This window comes from Mucilaginibacter pocheonensis (genome assembly GCF_031456535.1).
Classification (GTDB): Bacteria; Bacteroidota; Bacteroidia; order Sphingobacteriales; family Sphingobacteriaceae; genus Mucilaginibacter; species Mucilaginibacter pocheonensis.
On record NZ_JAVDUU010000003.1, the window covers coordinates 479,197 to 496,132 of the forward strand.

A 16,936-nucleotide genomic window follows, 5' to 3' on the forward strand; every position below is an offset into this window, starting at 1 on the left:
TAAAGGTTATTGTGTCATTTAAACAATATATAATCTGATCATTTACTGTAACCTTTTTTTTAAAATAAAGTATTTACAGATGCAACCTAATTTTTAAAACCGCGTCATATATCCAAAATGGTCAAAACTATATTCGTTTAAAATGGAAGAAGTACTGCCACCGTTAAAAGAATTTATTGTTGATTATTGCGACCGCTATAAGCTGAATCATGTAGACCCGGGTAGCTTGAGCCTGGATACCAGCATCGATTTAGATCTTGATATTTTTGATATTGAGATCGATCTTTTCCTTGCTGATTTTGCCGACCAGTTTAAGCTTGACCAATCCAAATTTAGCTGGTACAAGTATGGCTACCCCAAAGGCTCAACCCGCGTACGGATGATAAAATTAATGTTTGGTTACAATAGCACTTGGGTAAAGCAACTGGCTCAATATTGTTATAAACCCAAGTTTAAGGTACGTCATCTGCAGGATGCCGTAAAAACAGGAAGGCTGGTGTAATGTGAGTTGTTCAGAAATCACAGCTAAGTGATCGGCTATTTATATTAGCCGCTCCAGTTAGCGTTTAAAGGTCTGTCACCCCCGTATGGCGGCGCTTAACGTAGTTGCGTATATCCAGTACAATACCCGCGAAGAAATAAAATATAAGTGGAAACCCTACCGCGAGAAAAGACGAGTAAATAAAAAACAATCGGATCTTTGAGATAGAAACATTAAATCGTTCGCCAAGGTAGGTGCAAACACCAAATGAGTACCGTTCAAAAAAAGTAAGTATTCTCTGTATCATTTTCAGGCAAGTTTTAATATCTTATTACCAACGCCACATTGCAGGCATTTCTTATAATTACAATAATTATTTTTCAACTCCAGCAGGGCCTGCGACTCAAATGCATTGTTTATTTTCACTCCTAAGGTAATAAAATCTTCGGTAATATTGTTTTGTTCGGCCGGTAAATTTTCCAATAATTTCAAACTTCTGCTTATATAATGCTGTTGCTGGTGCTGTTTGCCATAGCTAAACAGAAACAACGCCAGCGTATTTATCAACAATATATCAATTGATGAAGCTCCGAGGGTTTTGGCTGATGGTTTTGATGCCACATTAAACCGGTAATGATTGTCCCAGTATTCATTTACCTTAACATCAGTAAAGAGGGCCCTTAACGCGTTAATATCTTTTATCTCGAGAATTTTGGAAAACAAATGGTTTGACTGCACTATCAGTGCCGCGAATTGCGCCAGCCTGACGGTTGGGAAATTTTGAGGCCGCAGCCGCATAAATTTCCATAAATGATTCTCAATAGGTTTTAGGTTATACTTCTTTCGTAAAAAACTATATTCTTCTTTTAATTTAAGCGGATATTCATCCTGAAGTTCCCCCTCTAAAAAGCCGGCCTGCCCAAATATGAGTGCCTCAATTTGCATGGGATTATTTTTGTGTTTGGCCAGGATAAGCTGCGGTAATGATTTCGCCAGCAATTCAAAGGGCAGCGCATTAGTTTTAAAACCAAAGTTTGCGGCTAGAAACTGGTAAAACGTCTCTTCCCAGTCGCCTCTATAAAGGTTTAACCTATCTATAACTGCTTTTGAGCGTGTTTCCAATCGTTCAATCAAAACACGAGTAAGCCAATTATTCATGATCAGCTTATCAATACCGGCAATACTGTTTTCGCAGGGAATTATACTTTGCTGCCCGAAAACCATTTGATGGTAACGATTATAAAGTTCGGCAGGTATACGGTCCTTTAATTGTAAAGTTGGTACTTTACGGCCATTGGGTAAGGTTAGCGGTTCATCATTCTGATAAACCACATGCAATATCACATTTTCATAAGCATTATCGGTGGTGTGGCCGTGCTTTTGCCAGTCTGAAGCTGAAAGGTGCACTTCAACATTCCCGGCCCAAACGGTTTCACCTATCCTGATACGGGCATTATGAAAATCGGGGCCCGAGTCGGTATTGTGCATTCCCGCCGAAAAAACCTCCAATTCTTCACCGTCATCAGTTTGCAGTTTTGCATGATCAAACAGCCTGAATTTCCATACATAGTGCAAAAAGTCCTCTGTAAAAAGCATGAAACAAGGTAGGGATTTTAGATGTTGCTTAATATGATTTTTTGAATTTTCACTAATGATTTTTTGAAAGCTCCGATTTCGTTGATTTTTAGTAATATCAATAAAATTATCCCTTACATTTATCAGATACCAATGTCATGCTATGATTGAACAAACTAAAGTAATACCCAAAACAACAGGAGGAAGAATAAAATCAATAATTGGTGGTTCATTGGGCAATTTGGTTGAGTGGTATGACTGGTATGTGTATACCGCGTTTTCCCTGTATTTTTCTGACGCGTTCTTTCCGTCAGACAATCAAACCGTACAGCTATTAAACACAGCCGGTATTTTTGCTATTGGCTTTTTAATGCGGCCTATAGGTGGGTGGCTCATGGGCACTTTTGCCGACAGATATGGCCGTAAAACAGCCTTAACAACATCGGTATTGCTAATGAGTGTAGGTTCGCTTATTATTACCATTACCCCGGGTTACAGATCAATAGGAGTGCTTGCACCCATATTATTAGTGCTTGCCCGCATTATACAGGGAATAAGCGTTGGCGGCGAATATGGCACCAGCGCGACCTACCTGAGCGAAATGGCAGGGAAAAAACATCGTGGTTTTTATTCCAGTTTTCAATATGTAACACTTATTATGGGCCAGTTAATGGCATTGGGTATTCTGGTTTTATTGCAGCGCATTTTTTTAACCGAACAGCAGCTGCATGACTGGGGTTGGCGCATCCCCTTTGGTATCGGCGCTTTTTTAGCTGTTATTACCATGTATCTAAGACGCAGTTTGCAGGAGTCGGCCTCTTTTAAAAATGAGGATCATCATGACCGCTCCACTCAAGGTACATTGCGTGCATTGGCTAAACACCCCAAAGCCGTATTTACAGTTATAGGATTAACAGCAGGTGGAACGCTTGCCTTTTATACATTTACTACTTATATGCAAAAGTTCCTGGTTAACACTTCGGGCTTCAGCAAAAGCAGCGCCACCATGGTATCAACCCTTACCCTCGCGGTTTTTATGTTATTGCAGCCAGTATTTGGTTTGCTGTCTGACAAGGTAGGCCGAAAACCGTTGCTGATCGGTTTTGGAGTAATGGGCACACTCACTACTATCCCTATACTTACTCTTTTAAGCGAAACCAAAGATGTTTGGGTGGCGTTTGCCCTGATATTATGTGCCTTAATCATCATTAGTGGTTATACCTCCATCAACGCGGTAGTTAAGGCAGAGCTTTTTCCGGCTAATGTACGTGCGTTGGGGGTGGGTTTTCCTTATGCTATTGCCGTATCATTATTTGGGGGGACTGCCGAGTATATAGCCCTGTTGTTTAAAAACGGGCATCACCAGCAATGGTTTTACTGGTATGTAACCATTTGCATAGCCTTATCGCTTATATTATATACCACCATGAATGATACCCGCAAACATTCAAAAATGGAGGATGAATAAGGGATCGGGAAAGTTTTTTGGCACTGGCAGATAACACGGTAATGGTTATTTCGTTTGTCAATAAGTGTAACTGACGCCCGATGAAGAAAAAAGTATTAATTTTGCCCCTCACCACTATAGGATATGCCTGCATATATGGCCGATAACAATAATTTATTTCAACTGGCAGTAACGTTACTGCAACAATTAATATCCATACCATCCTTTAGCAAAGAGGAAGACCGCACCGCCGATCTGATCAACGAGTTTCTGCAGCAACATGGCGTTGTAACCCATCGGAAAATGAATAATATCTGGGCCTGGAACAAACATTTTGATGCCGGGAAACCAACTATTTTGCTCAACTCTCATCATGACACGGTAAAGCCTAATTCAGGCTACTCACGTGATCCGTATGATGCTAAAATTGAGGATGGCAAACTTTACGGCCTTGGCAGTAATGACGCTGGTGGCTGCCTGGTATCGCTTATCGCGGTGTTCCTTTATTTTCATGATAAAGAAAATTTAAAATATAATTTTTGCCTGGCCACCACAGCCGAAGAAGAGATATCCGGCGTGAACGGCCTGGAATTGATTATTCCGGAATTAGGGAAGTTGGAATTTGGTATAGTAGGAGAGCCTACCCTGATGCAGCTTGCCATTGCCGAACGGGGGCTAATGGTGCTGGATTGTGTTGCACATGGCCGTGCCGGCCATGCTGCCCGCGAAGAGGGTGACAACGCCATTTATAAGGCTTTAACAGATATTGAATGGTTCCGTAGCTTTAAATTTCCAAAAGAATCAGAAGTGTTTGGGCCTATAAAAATGTCGGTTACTATAATCAATGCAGGGTCGCAGCATAATGTAGTACCGGCCAGCTGTACTTTTACCGTTGATGTAAGGGTTACCGATGCTTATCGCAACGAAGAAGTATTGGACATCATCAGGCAGCATGTAAGCTGCGATGTTAACCCGCGTTCTATACGGCTAAAACCGTCATCTATACCCCAAGAGCATCCTATAGTGCAAGCAGGTATCGCGCTTGGGCGCACCACTTATGGCTCGCCAACAACGTCAGACCAATCATTGCTGGATATCCCGTCTATCAAAGTTGGGCCCGGTGATTCAGCACGTTCCCATACAGCTGATGAGTTTGTTTATGTGGATGAAATACAGGAAGGTATAGAACTGTACATTAAAATGCTGGAAAGTATAAATTGAGTCGGTTGGGGTTAAAGTTCGCCTACAAACCCCGCCAATGCAATAGCTACACCCAGCAATACAGCTATCATTTTACGCAGATTGAACCGGTGATCGGCACTTGACTCAAAAAGAATGGTAGTTGATATATGCAGGAATATACCTATTACAACACCCATAATACGGTTAAAATAATGTTGTAAATTACCAATATCACCATTGCTTAAGGCTGTACTAAAAAAATAACCGGCAGGAGCCATTATAGCGAATAAGGTTATAAAAAGTATGGTATTCCTTTTATTTTGGCGGTTGGTAAGCAAAACGGTTGCCAGCGCAAAGGCGGCTGGTATATGGTGCAGTGCAATGCCATAAACCAGCTGGTCCTGGTTGCCCTGTGCAAGCGGCATCCCTTCTAAAAAAGCGTGCAGGCAAAGGCTAACCATAATGCCCAGTGGAAATACCACATGATCATGCTTTGGTTTGTGCATATGCCCATGCTCAATACCGTCTGAAAACTGCTCCAATATGATCTGGAATAAAAAGCCCGCGAGTATAAAAACACCAACCCAGTTATCGTTGCCATGATAAGCGTCGGGAATTAAATGCAGAACGGTGATGCCAAACAGATATGCTCCGCTAAATGCCAGTACCAGTTTCAGGGTTTTATGATTATCGCCCTTAAAGAAAAACACAGATGTGCCGCCGCAAAAGGCACTAAAAAATAATAAAACAATTTTCCAGGCAGCCATTAAAAAGAGGGTTGTAATTTTTTAAAAATGAAAGCAAACAATGCGCCAACCAGGGAACCATACAATGCGCCGCAAAGCACATCAACAGGAAAGTGCACACCAACATAAACCTGGGCAAAACAAATGAGCCCGGCCCATAATATTGTCCAAAACCATATCCATCGCCATTTTTTGAAAAAAACAAGGCTTAAAAATATGGCCATGGCAAAATGGTCGGTAGCATGGGTAGAAGGGAAGCTGTAACCCATTCCGCAGGGCACCCGGCTAATGTCGGTTTGAGCAACGACAGGATCACGGCAGGGCCTCAGTCTTTTTACATTATATTTAATAATGCTTGCACTGGTAAAATCGGCAAAGCCTGCAGCCAAAGCCAGCAATATGATGATAATGGCGCCCTGTTTTTTATAATGATAAATACAAAAACCAATAATAAAAATATACAAGGGGATCCAAAACCTGGGGTTACGCAATAACGGCATGATCAAGTCAAAAAACGGGTTTGACAGGTCATGATTAATAAAATAAAATAAATGCCGGTCGAGCTGCAAAAAATGTTCAGGCATTGGTGTATTTCAGGTAAAAATTAAAAGCCAGCAAATATGGTATTAAACTTAATTGCCAAAGGTATTAATTACTTTAAACAACATTGATGCGATAATAGTTAATGCCGGCAAATACCCGAAGAATTTACAATTTAAATACATATTGTAACTTTGTTGCATTTGTGCTTTGCCATGAAAAGGTGAAAAGTCAAAACATTATTAAACAAACGATTGCGTTATAATTTTTGACGCAAATAGATGTTTAATAAGCAAATTGTGCACATTTTTACACAGCTTATCGTTTAAATATTTTTACTTTTGCTCACCAAAACAAGATAATTTTGACACTTATAAAATCTATTTCAGGGATACGGGGCACCATAGGAGGCGCTGTTGGCGATGGCTTAACACCATTGGATATTGTAAAATTTACATCGGCGTACGGAGCCTGGGCCGTAAAAAAATCGGGAATAAAAAAAATTGTTGTGGGCCGGGATGCACGCATCTCAGGTACCATGGTAAATAACCTGGTTACAGGCACCTTGCTGGGCCTTGGCATTGATGTGATCGACCTTGGTTTATCAACAACACCAACCGTAGAAGTTGCCGTAACCGGCGAAAATGCGGCAGGGGGTATCATATTAACAGCAAGCCACAATCCTAAACAATGGAATGCCCTTAAATTGCTGAACGCCGCCGGTGAATTTATAAGTGATACCGATGGTAAAGAAGTACTTGAAATGGCTGAGAACAGCGATTTTAAATATGCCGATGTGAACGACCTGGGTAAAGTTACCTTGGATAACAGTTGGTTACAAAAGCATATTGACCTGATATTGGCGCTTCCGCTGGTTGATGTGGCGGCAATAAAAAAAGCCAGGTTTAGTGTGGTGATTGACTGCGTTAACTCAACGGGCGGCATTTTTATACCGGCCTTACTGCAGGCGCTGGGCGTTGAAACTGTTCATGAGCTTTATTGTGAGCCGGATGGTAATTTTCCGCACAACCCGGAGCCTTTGCCTGAAAACCTGACTGACCTTTCAAAAGAAGTACAGGCTAAAAGAGCTCATTTAGGGATAGCGGTTGATCCGGATGTTGACCGGTTGTGCTTTGTTTGCGAGGATGGAAACATGTTTGGCGAGGAATATACCCTGGTAGCTGTAACCGATTATGTTTTGCAGAATAACAAAGGCAATACGGTATCAAACCTGTCATCAACCAGGGCGCTGCGTGATGTTACCGAGAAGGAAGGAGGCGAATACCATGCCGCCGCAGTTGGCGAAGTGAACGTAGTTAACAAAATGAAAGAGGTGAACGCGGTGATAGGTGGCGAGGGCAACGGGGGCGTAATATATCCCGAATTGCATTATGGCCGCGATGCATTGGTTGGCATAGCTTTGTTTTTAACTCATTTGGCTAAGTATGGCAAGTCAATTTCAAGCCTGCGTATGTCATATCCGGGTTATTTTATTTCAAAAAATAAAATAACATTAACGCCGGGAATGGACATCGACGCCCTTTTAGTTAAGATTGAGGAGAAGTACAGCAAACACCCACATAGCACAATTGACGGATTGAAAATAGAATTTGATAAAGAATGGGTACATTTGCGTAAGTCAAATACCGAACCTATTATCAGAATTTATTCTGAAGGTAATTCAGAAACGGTAGCAAATGGCCTGGCAAATAAAATAATTGCCGATATAAAAGAAGTTTTACAAGTGAACTAATTGTTGATTTATTGGTTACCGGATTATTAATTTGATATTCTGTAGCCCTTAAAAATCAATAATTCACTATTTCAATGTTAAAAAGATGCGTGTTTATTTTGATAATGCTGCCACTACGCCGCTTGATCCTGAGGTTTTAAAAGAGATGTACAAGGTTATGGAGAACCATTATGGTAATCCGTCATCTATTCATGCGCATGGCCGCGAAGCAAGGACACTTATTGAAAGGGCACGTAAAACAATTGCCGGCTTACTACATACATCACCTGCCGAAATATTTTTCACCTCAAGCGGTACCGAGGCCGATAATACCGCCATCCGCTGCGGAATTGTTGATCATCAGATAACACATGCCATCACCAGTCATATTGAACACCACGCGGTAATCCACACGCTGGAAGCCATGGAAAGATCAGGTATCATTAAACTAAGCTTTGTTGACGTTGACAGCAAGGGCAATGTTGATTATGACCACCTGGAAACGCTGTTAAAAGATAACGAACGCAGTTTTGTATCTATTATGCATGCCAATAACGAAATTGGTACCCTTTCAGATATGCAGCGCATCGGCGACCTATGTGAAGCATATAACGCCATATACCATTGTGATACCGTGCAAACTATGGGGCACTATGAGCATGACCTAAGCAAGCTCAAAGCACATTTCTTAGTTTGTGCCGGGCATAAGCTTCACGGGCCAAAAGGGGTTGGCTTTTTACATATAAATCATCGTATTAAAATAAAACCATTTATTTATGGTGGTGCGCAGGAGCGTAATATGCGCGGCGGTACTGAAAATATTTATGGTATTGTTGGTCTTGCCAAAGCGCTTGAAATAGCCTATTCAGAAATGGAGCATCATCGCCAGCATATCCAGGGCTTAAAATCCTATATGATGGGTAAGTTAACTGACCAAATACCCGGAATTACCTTTAATGGTGAAACCGATGCTGATAAAAGCCTGTATACCGTATTAAATGTCGCTTTTCCCGAAATGGAGATGGGAGATATGCTGCTGTTCAACCTTGATATTGCCGGTATATCGGCGTCAGGTGGCAGTGCCTGCAGTTCAGGCACTGATATTGGCTCGCATGTGCTTACTGCTATTGGCGCCAGTTCATCCCGTCCGTCTGTCCGGTTCTCTTTCTCAAAGTACAACACCCGCGAGGAAGTTGATTATACGGTAGCCAAAATTCGCGAGCTTTGCCTGGTGAACGCATAAGCGTATCATTAAAAATTTTTACTGGCTTGCCTTCCCGCTTTTAGGATGGCAAGCTTTTTTTGCTCAGCTCATTATTTCTTCGTGATGAAATTTATTTTCTTATTTCGATAAAGTTGAAACAATATAGCAATAACATAGGTTTATTAATTAACAACTAAATTAAAACCTATGATTTTGAATAATGAACAAACCTGGGATCCCCAGGACGATCGTAATGATTACGACAATACAAACGACGCTTATAATGAGAATGAAGATGCTTTTTCAAGCAGCGATCTTGACGGTGATGAACTAAAAGAAGACGAGGACGACTATACTAATGATCTGGAACCTACGTTTAATCAACAGGACCTGAATGATGAGGACGAAGAATATGACCAGCCTGATGAATTGCCCGTCGAGGATGACGATAACGAAATACCTGAAGAAGGCGAATCAGAAAACGAAGGCACTGGCTACAACCAGCAATCAGAAGTAAATCAACCAGAAGAAGGAGCCAATACCTCATACAGCGAACAGAATGATGTTACGCCTCCCGATAAAAGAGAATTCCCATCAGAAGGACCGTCTAAAGCCGATTTTGAGAGTCGGCCGCAAGGACGTACAACCGGCAGAATGGTAGGCCATGAGCCGGGTACGGAGGGTATTTAATTTAACCTAAGATAGGGGGTAAGACCATGATGTACAGCAGTTTTGAACCTGCTAAGAAGCAGGGTAACATTAATGAAGCAAGGGCATTTAACAAGAATATTGATAGCAGTATCAATCAATGTGAAGATTACCTTGAAAAGTATGGGCCTCATAAAAAACACTTTAAGGTGTTACATGAGGACGGAAGCCTTGCCGATCTTCCCGATCAGAATGTGGAAGGCGGAGGCGCTTTGGAAGGGTCAATTGGGCGGTAACATGCCGCATTATTACAAACAAAACAGGCTATCCAAACTGGATAGCCTGTTTTGTTATTTTATGATTCTTTTAATTAGCCATCATTTTAATAAACGACGCCAACTTCTCTTTCATTTCCCTGCGGTCAACAATAAAATCTAAAAAGCCATGCTCCTGAACAAATTCAGCAGTCTGGAACCCTTTGGGCAAATCTTTTTTAATTGTTTCCTTAATAACCCGCGGCCCGGCAAAGCCTATCAGTGCTCCCGGCTCAGCAATATTGATATCGCCAAGCATAGCGTATGATGCTGTAACACCTCCCGTGGTTGGGTCAGTTAGTAACGAAATATACGGTATTTTAGCTTGTGACAATAAAGCAAGTTTGGCCGATGTTTTGGCCATCTGCATTAAAGAGAAGGCGGCTTCCATCATTCGCGCCCCGCCTGATTTTGAGATCATCAGGAATGGAACTTTATTAGCAATACAGTAATCAATTGAGCGGGCTATCTTTTCGCCAACCACCGATCCCATGGAACCGCCAATAAAATTAAAATCCATACAGGCTATTACCAGGTCCTGCCCGTCAATTTTACCGGCTCCTGCACGTATGGCATCCTTTAAGCCGGTTTTAGTTTGAGTTTCCTTTAGCCTGTCGGTATACTTTTTAGTATCCTCAAAATGCAGCGGGTCACCTGACGTAAGATCGGTAAACAACTCTGTAAATTCGTTATTATCAAATAGTACCGCAAAATATTCTTTTGAACCAATGCGCAGGTGATAGCCACAGTAGTGGCAAACATATTGATTTTCAACCTGCTCAGAATAATGCAGGGGTTTCTTACAATTAGGGCATTTATTCCAGATGCCATCTGGGGCTTCTTTCTTTTCCTCAGTAGTCGTAATTATCCCTTTCAACTCTCGTTTAAACCATGCCATATCTATGTCGAGCTCTTTCAATTGATTACAAAGAAACGAAAAAATAATTTAGATATAAGATTTTAGATATCAGATATAAGACAACTTTAGTCATTTTTTGCTTAAGTACCTTGCTTACACCAAAATCCCTTATCTAAAATCTCTTATCTATTTATAACTTAAAACCAAGAAATTTTATAACTTCGAGGCCCAAATAAAAGCTCATGGATTTAAAAAATTATAAAGGTGTTCTGCACGGCGATCAAGTGCAGGAACTATTTGAAGTAGCTAAAAAGCACCAGTTTGCTTTACCGGCAGTAAACGTTATTGGTACAAATACCATTAATGCAGTTATGGAAACAGCTAAGCTGGTAAACTCCCCGGTAATTATTCAGCTATCAAATGGCGGCGCACAATTTTATGCCGGTAAATCATTGGATAATTCAAAACTTCAGGCCTGTATTTTAGGCGCTGTATCGGCGGCTAAGCATGTTCATTTACTGGCCGAACACTATGGTGTGGCCGTAATTTTACATACAGACCATGCTGCCATGAAGTTTTTACCATGGATAGATGGTTTATTGGATCATGGCGAAAAATTCTTTGCTGAAACAGGCAAACCACTTTTTTCGTCGCATATGCTTGATCTTTCTGAAGAGCCTATTGAAGAAAACATTGAAATTTCTGCAAAATACCTGGCCCGCATGGCTAAATTAGGTATGACACTGGAAATTGAATTAGGCGTAACCGGTGGCGAAGAAGACGGCGTTGATAACACAGATGTTGACAGTTCACGTTTATATACCCAGCCAGAAGATGTTGCTTATTCATATGAGCACCTTTTAAAGGTAAGCCCGCGTTTTACCGTTGCTGCCGCTTTTGGTAACGTGCATGGTGTTTATAAACCAGGTAACGTTAAATTGCAGCCGGTAATTTTACATAACTCACAAGAGTATGTAAAAAAACAATTTGGCTTAACATCCGAAAAACCTATCAACTTTGTATTTCACGGTGGTTCTGGTTCAAGCCAGGAAGAAATTCGCGAAGCCATTTCATACGGTGCCATTAAAATGAATATCGATACCGATATGCAATGGGCATACTGGGAAGGTATAAAAGATTATTACAAATCAAAAGAAGCTTACCTGCAACATCAAATAGGTAACCCAGAGGGCGAAGATTCTCCGAACAAAAAATATTACGATCCGCGTGTATGGTTACGTAAGGGCGAAGAAACTTTTGTGAAAAGATTAGCTGCTGCTTTTGAAGATTTGAATTGTGTTGATGTAAACAGCAAATTATAAGCCCGCATTTATACTAACAAAGCGCCAATACAGTTGTTGTATCGGCGCTTTGTTGTTTCTATAATTGTATAATAAACTCTATTACCATATTATATAATAAATCCTACTACCATGCCCACAAAAAAGAAGAATTTATTTGAACAATTTGCCAATTGGGCTACTATAGCAACAGGCAGTTCTTACGCCTTTTTAATTGCCATAGGTATTATCATAGTATGGGGCATTACCGGCCCTATATTTAAATATTCTGACACCTGGCAGCTTATTATTAATACGGGTACCACAGTGGTTACCTTTTTAATGGTTTTTTTGATCCAGAAATCGCAGAATAAGGATTCAAAGGCGATACATTTAAAATTAAATGAATTGCTGGCCTCACACCAGGGCGCGAGTAACCGTATGGTTGATATTGAGGATATTACCGAAGAAGAACTTGATCAGCTGCATAAGTTTTATGTTCGGTTGGCCGTCCTGGCGCAACAGGAAGACGACATTACCTGTACACACTCTATTGATGCAGCTGAAGAAAACCATACCGCTAAATTAGACATACTAAAAACCAGGCCACATTACAATGCACACAAACTTAAAGTTAGAAGTAAAAAAAGTAACTGAGCAAACCGAGCTTGATAAAGTATTCGCTGTAAGACGCGAGGTTTTTGTTGTGGAACAAAATTGCCCGCCCGAACTGGAATGGGAGTTTGAGGATGAATCAAACCACTTTTTGGCCACTGTTGACGGTGAACCGGCGGGAGCTTGCCGCTGGCGAAAAACAGAAAAAGGCTATAAACTGGAACGTTTTGCAGTATTGCAAAAATTCAGAGGTTTTGGAGTAGGACAGGCCCTGGTACAGGCCGCTTTAAACGATTTGCCAGCAGACGCCGGTTATGTTTATTTACATGCACAGATACAGGCTATGTCATTGTATGAGAAATTTAATTTTGAAAAAACAGGCCCTGAGTTTGAAGAAGCCGGTATAAAGCATTACAAAATGATCAGAAAATAATAGCAATACCTGTGCAACCAATAGGCGCATATCCTCGTCTTCCATTTAATTAATATTTTTTAAATTTTTTAAAATAAGTATGTCGCCTCAAAAAACAACCGCAAACCTTAAATTACTTTTTACCTGTTTTATTTGCTTTTTGGCTTTAAATGTACGGGCTCAGGACAAAACCAAAACAATTGGTAATAAATCCCGCTCAGGAACAACCAATAATAGCTTCAATATTGTGCAGGGCGGCCAGGTAGGTATTAAGATGAATGCGGGTCACAAACCGGTTGAATTGCTCAAGCTTACTTTTCATGTCGACAATTTGGGTAAGGATACCATCCCCTTTAAAGTGAATGTGTATGCCATGGGCGATAGATTGCCGCAGGGTGATAACCTGGTTAAGGAAGATATAAAGGGATCAATAACAAGGGAAAAGGATCCCAATACCCCGTTAACCAGTAACCAGTTGATCAGCGTTGACCTTTCGCCTTACAAAATTGAAGTAAAGGGAGAGCTATTGGTTTCTGTTGAATTTTTAAGTACAATACCCGGAAAAAGCCTTGGATTTTCGTGTGGCCTACTAAATGGTGGCACTTATTATAAAAAAGGCCCGGATGTCGAATGGAAAAAGATGCCCGTAGTAGGGGCAGATTTTAATGTGCTGGTAAAGAAGCTAAAGTAATTTATTATTTAATACCTCATTGCAACGATAAGGTGGCAATCTCTTCAGTTACCGACGAGATCGCCTCGTCCTCGTAACCACATGTTTTCATTATGATGGATAATAACCCCAAATCAGCTATATAATTCCTGCTCTTCGGTATAATATGTTTTTCGGGAGCCATCCTTAACCTGGATCTCCGCACCAGTTGGGCTCTTCGTTTTCTTAGCGTTATGGATGTTCATAAAATCCCGTATTTCGCCGCTAATAATATCCGGGTTGGCCTTAATGATTTGTTTCTCAGCCTCCTTCAATACACTGTGAATTGATTTAACCAGTTGTTTAACCTTATCTGCTGGTATTTTATTGCTTGCAGAAAATGGTGATATACGAGCATGCCACAGTATTTCGTCGGCATAAGCATTCCCAATGCCTCTTATGATCTTTTGGTCAAGCAGTACAGTTTTAATATTAGTTTTAGTTTTTTGCAACCGGGCGGTTAAGTAATCAACACCCGCGTCTTTTGATAATGCATCAGGCGCGTCTTTATCTTCGGGGTTTAAAGTTGGGGTGGCAATGCCCTGGAAATCTGTAAGCACAAGGCCTGTATCATCGTTAAAATACAGTTCAATAATAGGATATTTGTTTTCATGCTTATCCTTAAACAAAAAAAGTTTGCCATGCAGCATCAAATGCAATCCCAGGATATCGCCCTTTGAAAACTTTAAATAAAGCTCTTTGCCCTCGCGGTATACTTCATCAAGCTTTTGCCCTGCAAGTTTATCCTGCAGCTCTTTGTGACTAACATTAAGTTTTTTAGCATTGATAACAGCTATTTGTTTAACCGTTTTTCCGGCTAATTTTTTGTTCAGATTGTGGCTGAATGCTTGCAGATCGGGTAATTCGGGCATGGATAACAGGTTTTTAGTAGGATAACCAAATATAATATGATAAGTTTTAATTTATGCGCTTGCCCGGCCAAAACCAACTGTATCGCGGTACAATTGCGGCGAAACATCGGCATTGGTTTTAAAAAATCTGCTGAAATAATACTCATCCTCATAACCCAGCTCATAGGCAATCTCTTTTATGGGTTTATTGGTCAAATATAATTCACGCTTGGCTTCAATAATAATGCGTTCGGCAATCAGATTGCTGATGGTTTTATTGAAATGTGTTTTGGTGATACGCGCAAGTGCCTTGGCCGAGATATTGAGCATATCGGCATAATCGCTTGCACTGTGTTTGGTTTTAAAATGAATTTCAATTGCTTCCTTTAAATCATGCAATATATATGGCTCTTTATTTTCACTATCAGGTTTGCGTTCAATAGCTTGTTGAGCCGATTTTAAGCGCGAGGCAGTGATCAGGAATATTTTAAGGTATGATACCAGTATTTCGTATTGCGCCATCGCCTTATTTCCCATTTCGGCTTTTATCTGGCTAAGCATCATATTAAATGTAGCTGCACTGGCCATGTCAACATTCACATACGGAGGGTGATAAATATTATCAAACAAAATTCCGCTGCATGATACTTCTTTATGATGTTTGTGGATGCAGAAAAAATCGGGATGAAATTGTATAGCCACACCGCTCAGGTTTTTATCTGAAGCCAGCATAAAAGGCTGGTAAGGGGTAAAGGCCAGCAGCGTATTGGCATCGAAATCATACTCCGAAAAATCTGACTTTAATTTGCCCGATCCCTCTTTAATCCAGATCACTGAAAAATAATTATTACGTTGTAGATGATCAAAATAGCTGTTGTTTTCAAACCAAAACAGTTTAAAAGCGAGGTTGCCATTAATTGGATCAACCATTGTGAATGTATTTTGCAGGTCTGCCATTTATTGATTTAACTGTGCTTTCAGGGCCGCGTTTTCTTTTCTAAGCTTGTCAATATACTCATGTTGAGCCATAAATTCCTCCTGTATCTCTTCAAGCGTATATCGGGGTGTAATGTGCTGCGGGCAGTTCCAGTCATAACCGGCAACTTTCAGCAAAATTATTCTTTCTGGCTTAAATTTATAGTCATCCAGATCAAGTTTATCAAACAGTTCAGGATTATCTTCAATGGATAAAACACTGGCTTCGGCAAATATCTTTAGCCTTGCTTTAGCCGCCTGATCAAGCAAAAACAGTGATACCTTATTGTTGGTGGCCAGGTTACCAACAGAAATATACTGCCTGTTGCCGCCAAAGTCAATAAAGCCCAGTGTTTCATGATCAAGTACTTTCAAAAAACCTTTTGGCCCTCCGCGAAACTGGATATAGGGAAAACCGCTCTCGCTGTTGGTGGCCATGTAGAAATTATCCTGATTGGCTATAAATTCTTTTTCGCTTTCGGTTAGTCCGTCAGCATATCTGTGTTCCTCCATACGCCCGTAACTTGCCCGGCTGCCGTAGCGTTCCTGGAAATTTTTTACAGCATCGGTAAAGGCAATTTTTGAATAGTTCATGACTTGGTAATTATTATAGTTCAAGAAATTAAAAAATACGCTAAAAGTCAAGGCGTTAACCATTGACTTTTAGCGTAACTGCTGTTTTGAACGCAAATCAGATAGCAGATTATCGAATTTAAAGATACTTTTTCAGGATTCTTAATTCGTTTCCCTTGCCACTGCTTATGCTTCAACCACCTGCAATGGTTTCGCTACAGGGAAGTCAATATCGGTATTTGCTGTGTTATTAAAATAATTGGTTAATATATTCAAAGCAACATGGCCAACAATTTCACCAACTTCGCCTTCGGTAAAACCGGCGGCTTTTACAGCATCTACATCACTGTCGCTTACCAAACCTTTTTTGGCAACCAATATAGTAGCAAATTTTAATGCGGCCTCTGTTTTTGTATCAGCAGCTTTTGCGTTACGGGCATCTTGTATAGCATCGGCACCAATGTGAACCAGTTTTTCACCTATATAAGAATGCGCGGATACACAGTAATCACAACTGTTATTTTCTGATATGGCCAGTGCTAATAGCTCACCGGTTTTAGCTCCAAGTGCTCCGTGGGCTAACGCGCCGCTAAAATTAAGATAACCTTCTAAAAGGGCAGGAGAGTTGCCCATTGTACGCATCATATTTGGTACTACGCCCAGTTTACTTTGTATTGCATTAAATAATTCTTTGGTTTTACCTGTTGCTTGGTCAGGGTTTAAAGCTTTTAAACGTGTCATTGTAGTAATTTTAGTATGTCGTTATTGACAATACAAAGTTGCATACTGCAAG

At 40.6% G+C, this 16,936-nt stretch carries 20 protein-coding genes; 11 read left to right on the forward strand and 9 right to left on the reverse strand.

Translation table 11 applies throughout. The annotated features are described in order from the left end of the window. Positions 1-142: 142 nt before the first annotated feature. On the forward strand, positions 143-502 hold the full coding sequence (locus J2W55_RS15400; protein ID WP_310097318.1) for a DUF1493 family protein: 360 nt from the start codon (positions 143-145) through the stop codon (positions 500-502). 64 nt (positions 503-566) lie between these two features. Here J2W55_RS15400 and J2W55_RS15405 read toward each other — a convergent pair whose 3' ends face one another. Continuing rightward, entirely contained in the window at positions 567-788 is a 222-nt protein-coding gene (locus J2W55_RS15405; RefSeq protein ID WP_310097320.1) for a PspC domain-containing protein, read from the reverse strand. Positions 789-790: 2 nt separating this feature from the next. Continuing rightward, positions 791-2,077 (reverse strand): DUF2851 family protein, encoded by a 1,287-nt coding sequence (locus J2W55_RS15410; protein ID WP_310097323.1) that lies wholly within the window; start codon positions 2,075-2,077, stop codon positions 791-793. Between the two features lie 142 nt (positions 2,078-2,219). On the opposite strand from J2W55_RS15410, the gene J2W55_RS15415 reads away from it, so the two are divergent. Further along, entirely contained in the window at positions 2,220-3,524 is a 1,305-nt protein-coding gene (locus J2W55_RS15415; RefSeq protein WP_310097325.1) for an MFS transporter, read from the forward strand. Positions 3,525-3,647: 123 nt separating this feature from the next. After that, positions 3,648-4,724, forward strand: a complete 1,077-nt coding sequence (locus tag J2W55_RS15420) for a M20 family metallo-hydrolase (RefSeq protein WP_374726369.1) — start codon at positions 3,648-3,650, stop codon at positions 4,722-4,724. 11 nt (positions 4,725-4,735) lie between these two features. Here J2W55_RS15420 and J2W55_RS15425 read toward each other — a convergent pair whose 3' ends face one another. Both J2W55_RS15425 and J2W55_RS15430 read right to left on the reverse strand, forming a co-directional pair. Continuing rightward, entirely contained in the window at positions 4,736-5,452 is a 717-nt protein-coding gene (locus J2W55_RS15425) for a ZIP family metal transporter (protein WP_310097330.1), read from the reverse strand. Further along, positions 5,452-6,015 (reverse strand): phosphatase PAP2 family protein, encoded by a 564-nt coding sequence (locus tag J2W55_RS15430; RefSeq protein ID WP_310097333.1) that lies wholly within the window; start codon positions 6,013-6,015, stop codon positions 5,452-5,454. Before J2W55_RS15430 ends, J2W55_RS15425 begins: the two co-directional genes overlap by 1 nt. A 320-nt stretch (positions 6,016-6,335) precedes the next feature. Between J2W55_RS15430 and glmM the strand changes: the two genes are divergently transcribed. From glmM to J2W55_RS15450, 4 genes are all read left to right on the forward strand, one after another. After that, entirely contained in the window at positions 6,336-7,724 is a 1,389-nt protein-coding gene (glmM, locus tag J2W55_RS15435; RefSeq protein ID WP_310097335.1) for a phosphoglucosamine mutase, read from the forward strand. An 85-nt stretch (positions 7,725-7,809) separates the two neighbouring features. Further along, positions 7,810-8,946, forward strand: coding sequence for a cysteine desulfurase family protein (locus J2W55_RS15440; protein WP_310097338.1), 1,137 nt, complete (start codon positions 7,810-7,812; stop codon positions 8,944-8,946). A gap of 168 nt (positions 8,947-9,114) precedes the next feature. Next, positions 9,115-9,597 (forward strand): hypothetical protein, encoded by a 483-nt coding sequence (locus J2W55_RS15445; RefSeq protein WP_310097341.1) that lies wholly within the window; start codon positions 9,115-9,117, stop codon positions 9,595-9,597. A gap of 26 nt (positions 9,598-9,623) precedes the next feature. Beyond that, on the forward strand, positions 9,624-9,851 hold the full coding sequence (locus tag J2W55_RS15450; protein ID WP_310097344.1) for a hypothetical protein: 228 nt from the start codon (positions 9,624-9,626) through the stop codon (positions 9,849-9,851). Positions 9,852-9,921: 70 nt separating this feature from the next. Here the strand turns inward: J2W55_RS15450 and accD are convergent, their stop codons facing one another. Further along, positions 9,922-10,767 carry an acetyl-CoA carboxylase, carboxyltransferase subunit beta gene (gene accD / locus J2W55_RS15455; protein ID WP_310099085.1) on the reverse strand — a complete coding sequence of 282 codons (846 nt, stop codon included), beginning with the start codon at positions 10,765-10,767 and terminating at the stop codon, positions 9,922-9,924. Between the two features lie 203 nt (positions 10,768-10,970). Here accD and fbaA point away from each other — a divergent pair, with 203 nt between their 5' ends. From fbaA to J2W55_RS15475, 4 genes are all read left to right on the forward strand, one after another. Continuing rightward, positions 10,971-12,050: a class II fructose-bisphosphate aldolase gene (fbaA, locus tag J2W55_RS15460; protein ID WP_310097346.1), complete on the forward strand. Its 1,080-nt coding sequence runs from the start codon at positions 10,971-10,973 to the stop codon at positions 12,048-12,050. Positions 12,051-12,161: 111 nt separating this feature from the next. Next, positions 12,162-12,665 (forward strand): low affinity iron permease family protein, encoded by a 504-nt coding sequence (locus J2W55_RS15465; RefSeq protein ID WP_310097349.1) that lies wholly within the window; start codon positions 12,162-12,164, stop codon positions 12,663-12,665. Next, positions 12,625-13,056 carry a GNAT family N-acetyltransferase gene (locus J2W55_RS15470; protein WP_310097353.1) on the forward strand — a complete coding sequence of 144 codons (432 nt, stop codon included), beginning with the start codon at positions 12,625-12,627 and terminating at the stop codon, positions 13,054-13,056. The genes J2W55_RS15465 and J2W55_RS15470 overlap by 41 nt, the downstream gene beginning before the upstream one ends. A gap of 79 nt (positions 13,057-13,135) precedes the next feature. Further along, positions 13,136-13,726, forward strand: coding sequence for a hypothetical protein (locus tag J2W55_RS15475; protein ID WP_310097355.1), 591 nt, complete (start codon positions 13,136-13,138; stop codon positions 13,724-13,726). Between the two features lie 113 nt (positions 13,727-13,839). Here the strand turns inward: J2W55_RS15475 and J2W55_RS15480 are convergent, their stop codons facing one another. The 4 genes from J2W55_RS15480 to J2W55_RS15495 all read right to left on the reverse strand — a co-directional run bounded on the left by J2W55_RS15480 (position 13,840) and on the right by J2W55_RS15495 (position 16,884). After that, the gene (locus tag J2W55_RS15480; RefSeq protein WP_310097358.1) at positions 13,840-14,616 is read right to left on the reverse strand and encodes a DNA-formamidopyrimidine glycosylase family protein; all 777 of its coding nucleotides are present in this window, start codon (positions 14,614-14,616) and stop codon (positions 13,840-13,842) included. Positions 14,617-14,667: 51 nt separating this feature from the next. Continuing rightward, positions 14,668-15,552 carry a helix-turn-helix domain-containing protein gene (locus J2W55_RS15485; protein WP_310097361.1) on the reverse strand — a complete coding sequence of 295 codons (885 nt, stop codon included), beginning with the start codon at positions 15,550-15,552 and terminating at the stop codon, positions 14,668-14,670. Beyond that, on the reverse strand, positions 15,553-16,164 hold the full coding sequence (locus J2W55_RS15490; protein ID WP_310097364.1) for a pyridoxamine 5'-phosphate oxidase family protein: 612 nt from the start codon (positions 16,162-16,164) through the stop codon (positions 15,553-15,555). A gap of 165 nt (positions 16,165-16,329) precedes the next feature. After that, positions 16,330-16,884: a carboxymuconolactone decarboxylase family protein gene (locus tag J2W55_RS15495; protein ID WP_310097366.1), complete on the reverse strand. Its 555-nt coding sequence runs from the start codon at positions 16,882-16,884 to the stop codon at positions 16,330-16,332. Positions 16,885-16,936 lie beyond the last annotated feature (52 nt).

Bases quoted from the DNA above. Each gene is read 5' to 3' on its own strand.
- J2W55_RS15400 (WP_310097318.1), top strand. From the start codon at position 143: ATGGAAGAAGTACTGCCACCGTTAAAAGAATTTATTGTTGATTATTGC.
- J2W55_RS15405 (WP_310097320.1), bottom strand. From the start codon at position 788: ATGATACAGAGAATACTTACTTTTTTTGAACGGTACTCATTTGGTGTT.
- J2W55_RS15410 (WP_310097323.1), bottom strand. From the start codon at position 2,077: ATGCTTTTTACAGAGGACTTTTTGCACTATGTATGGAAATTCAGGCTG.
- J2W55_RS15415 (WP_310097325.1), top strand. From the start codon at position 2,220: ATGATTGAACAAACTAAAGTAATACCCAAAACAACAGGAGGAAGAATA.
- J2W55_RS15420 (WP_374726369.1), top strand. From the start codon at position 3,648: ATGCCTGCATATATGGCCGATAACAATAATTTATTTCAACTGGCAGTA.
- J2W55_RS15425 (WP_310097330.1), bottom strand. From the start codon at position 5,452: ATGGCTGCCTGGAAAATTGTTTTATTATTTTTTAGTGCCTTTTGCGGC.
- J2W55_RS15430 (WP_310097333.1), bottom strand. From the start codon at position 6,015: ATGCCTGAACATTTTTTGCAGCTCGACCGGCATTTATTTTATTTTATT.
- J2W55_RS15440 (WP_310097338.1), top strand. From the start codon at position 7,810: ATGCGTGTTTATTTTGATAATGCTGCCACTACGCCGCTTGATCCTGAG.
- J2W55_RS15445 (WP_310097341.1), top strand. From the start codon at position 9,115: ATGATTTTGAATAATGAACAAACCTGGGATCCCCAGGACGATCGTAAT.
- J2W55_RS15450 (WP_310097344.1), top strand. From the start codon at position 9,624: ATGATGTACAGCAGTTTTGAACCTGCTAAGAAGCAGGGTAACATTAAT.
- accD (WP_310099085.1), bottom strand. From the start codon at position 10,767: ATGGCATGGTTTAAACGAGAGTTGAAAGGGATAATTACGACTACTGAG.
- fbaA (WP_310097346.1), top strand. From the start codon at position 10,971: ATGGATTTAAAAAATTATAAAGGTGTTCTGCACGGCGATCAAGTGCAG.
- J2W55_RS15465 (WP_310097349.1), top strand. From the start codon at position 12,162: ATGCCCACAAAAAAGAAGAATTTATTTGAACAATTTGCCAATTGGGCT.
- J2W55_RS15470 (WP_310097353.1), top strand. From the start codon at position 12,625: ATGCACACAAACTTAAAGTTAGAAGTAAAAAAAGTAACTGAGCAAACC.
- J2W55_RS15475 (WP_310097355.1), top strand. From the start codon at position 13,136: ATGTCGCCTCAAAAAACAACCGCAAACCTTAAATTACTTTTTACCTGT.
- J2W55_RS15480 (WP_310097358.1), bottom strand. From the start codon at position 14,616: ATGCCCGAATTACCCGATCTGCAAGCATTCAGCCACAATCTGAACAAA.
- J2W55_RS15485 (WP_310097361.1), bottom strand. From the start codon at position 15,552: ATGGCAGACCTGCAAAATACATTCACAATGGTTGATCCAATTAATGGC.
- J2W55_RS15490 (WP_310097364.1), bottom strand. From the start codon at position 16,164: ATGAACTATTCAAAAATTGCCTTTACCGATGCTGTAAAAAATTTCCAG.
- J2W55_RS15495 (WP_310097366.1), bottom strand. From the start codon at position 16,884: ATGACACGTTTAAAAGCTTTAAACCCTGACCAAGCAACAGGTAAAACC.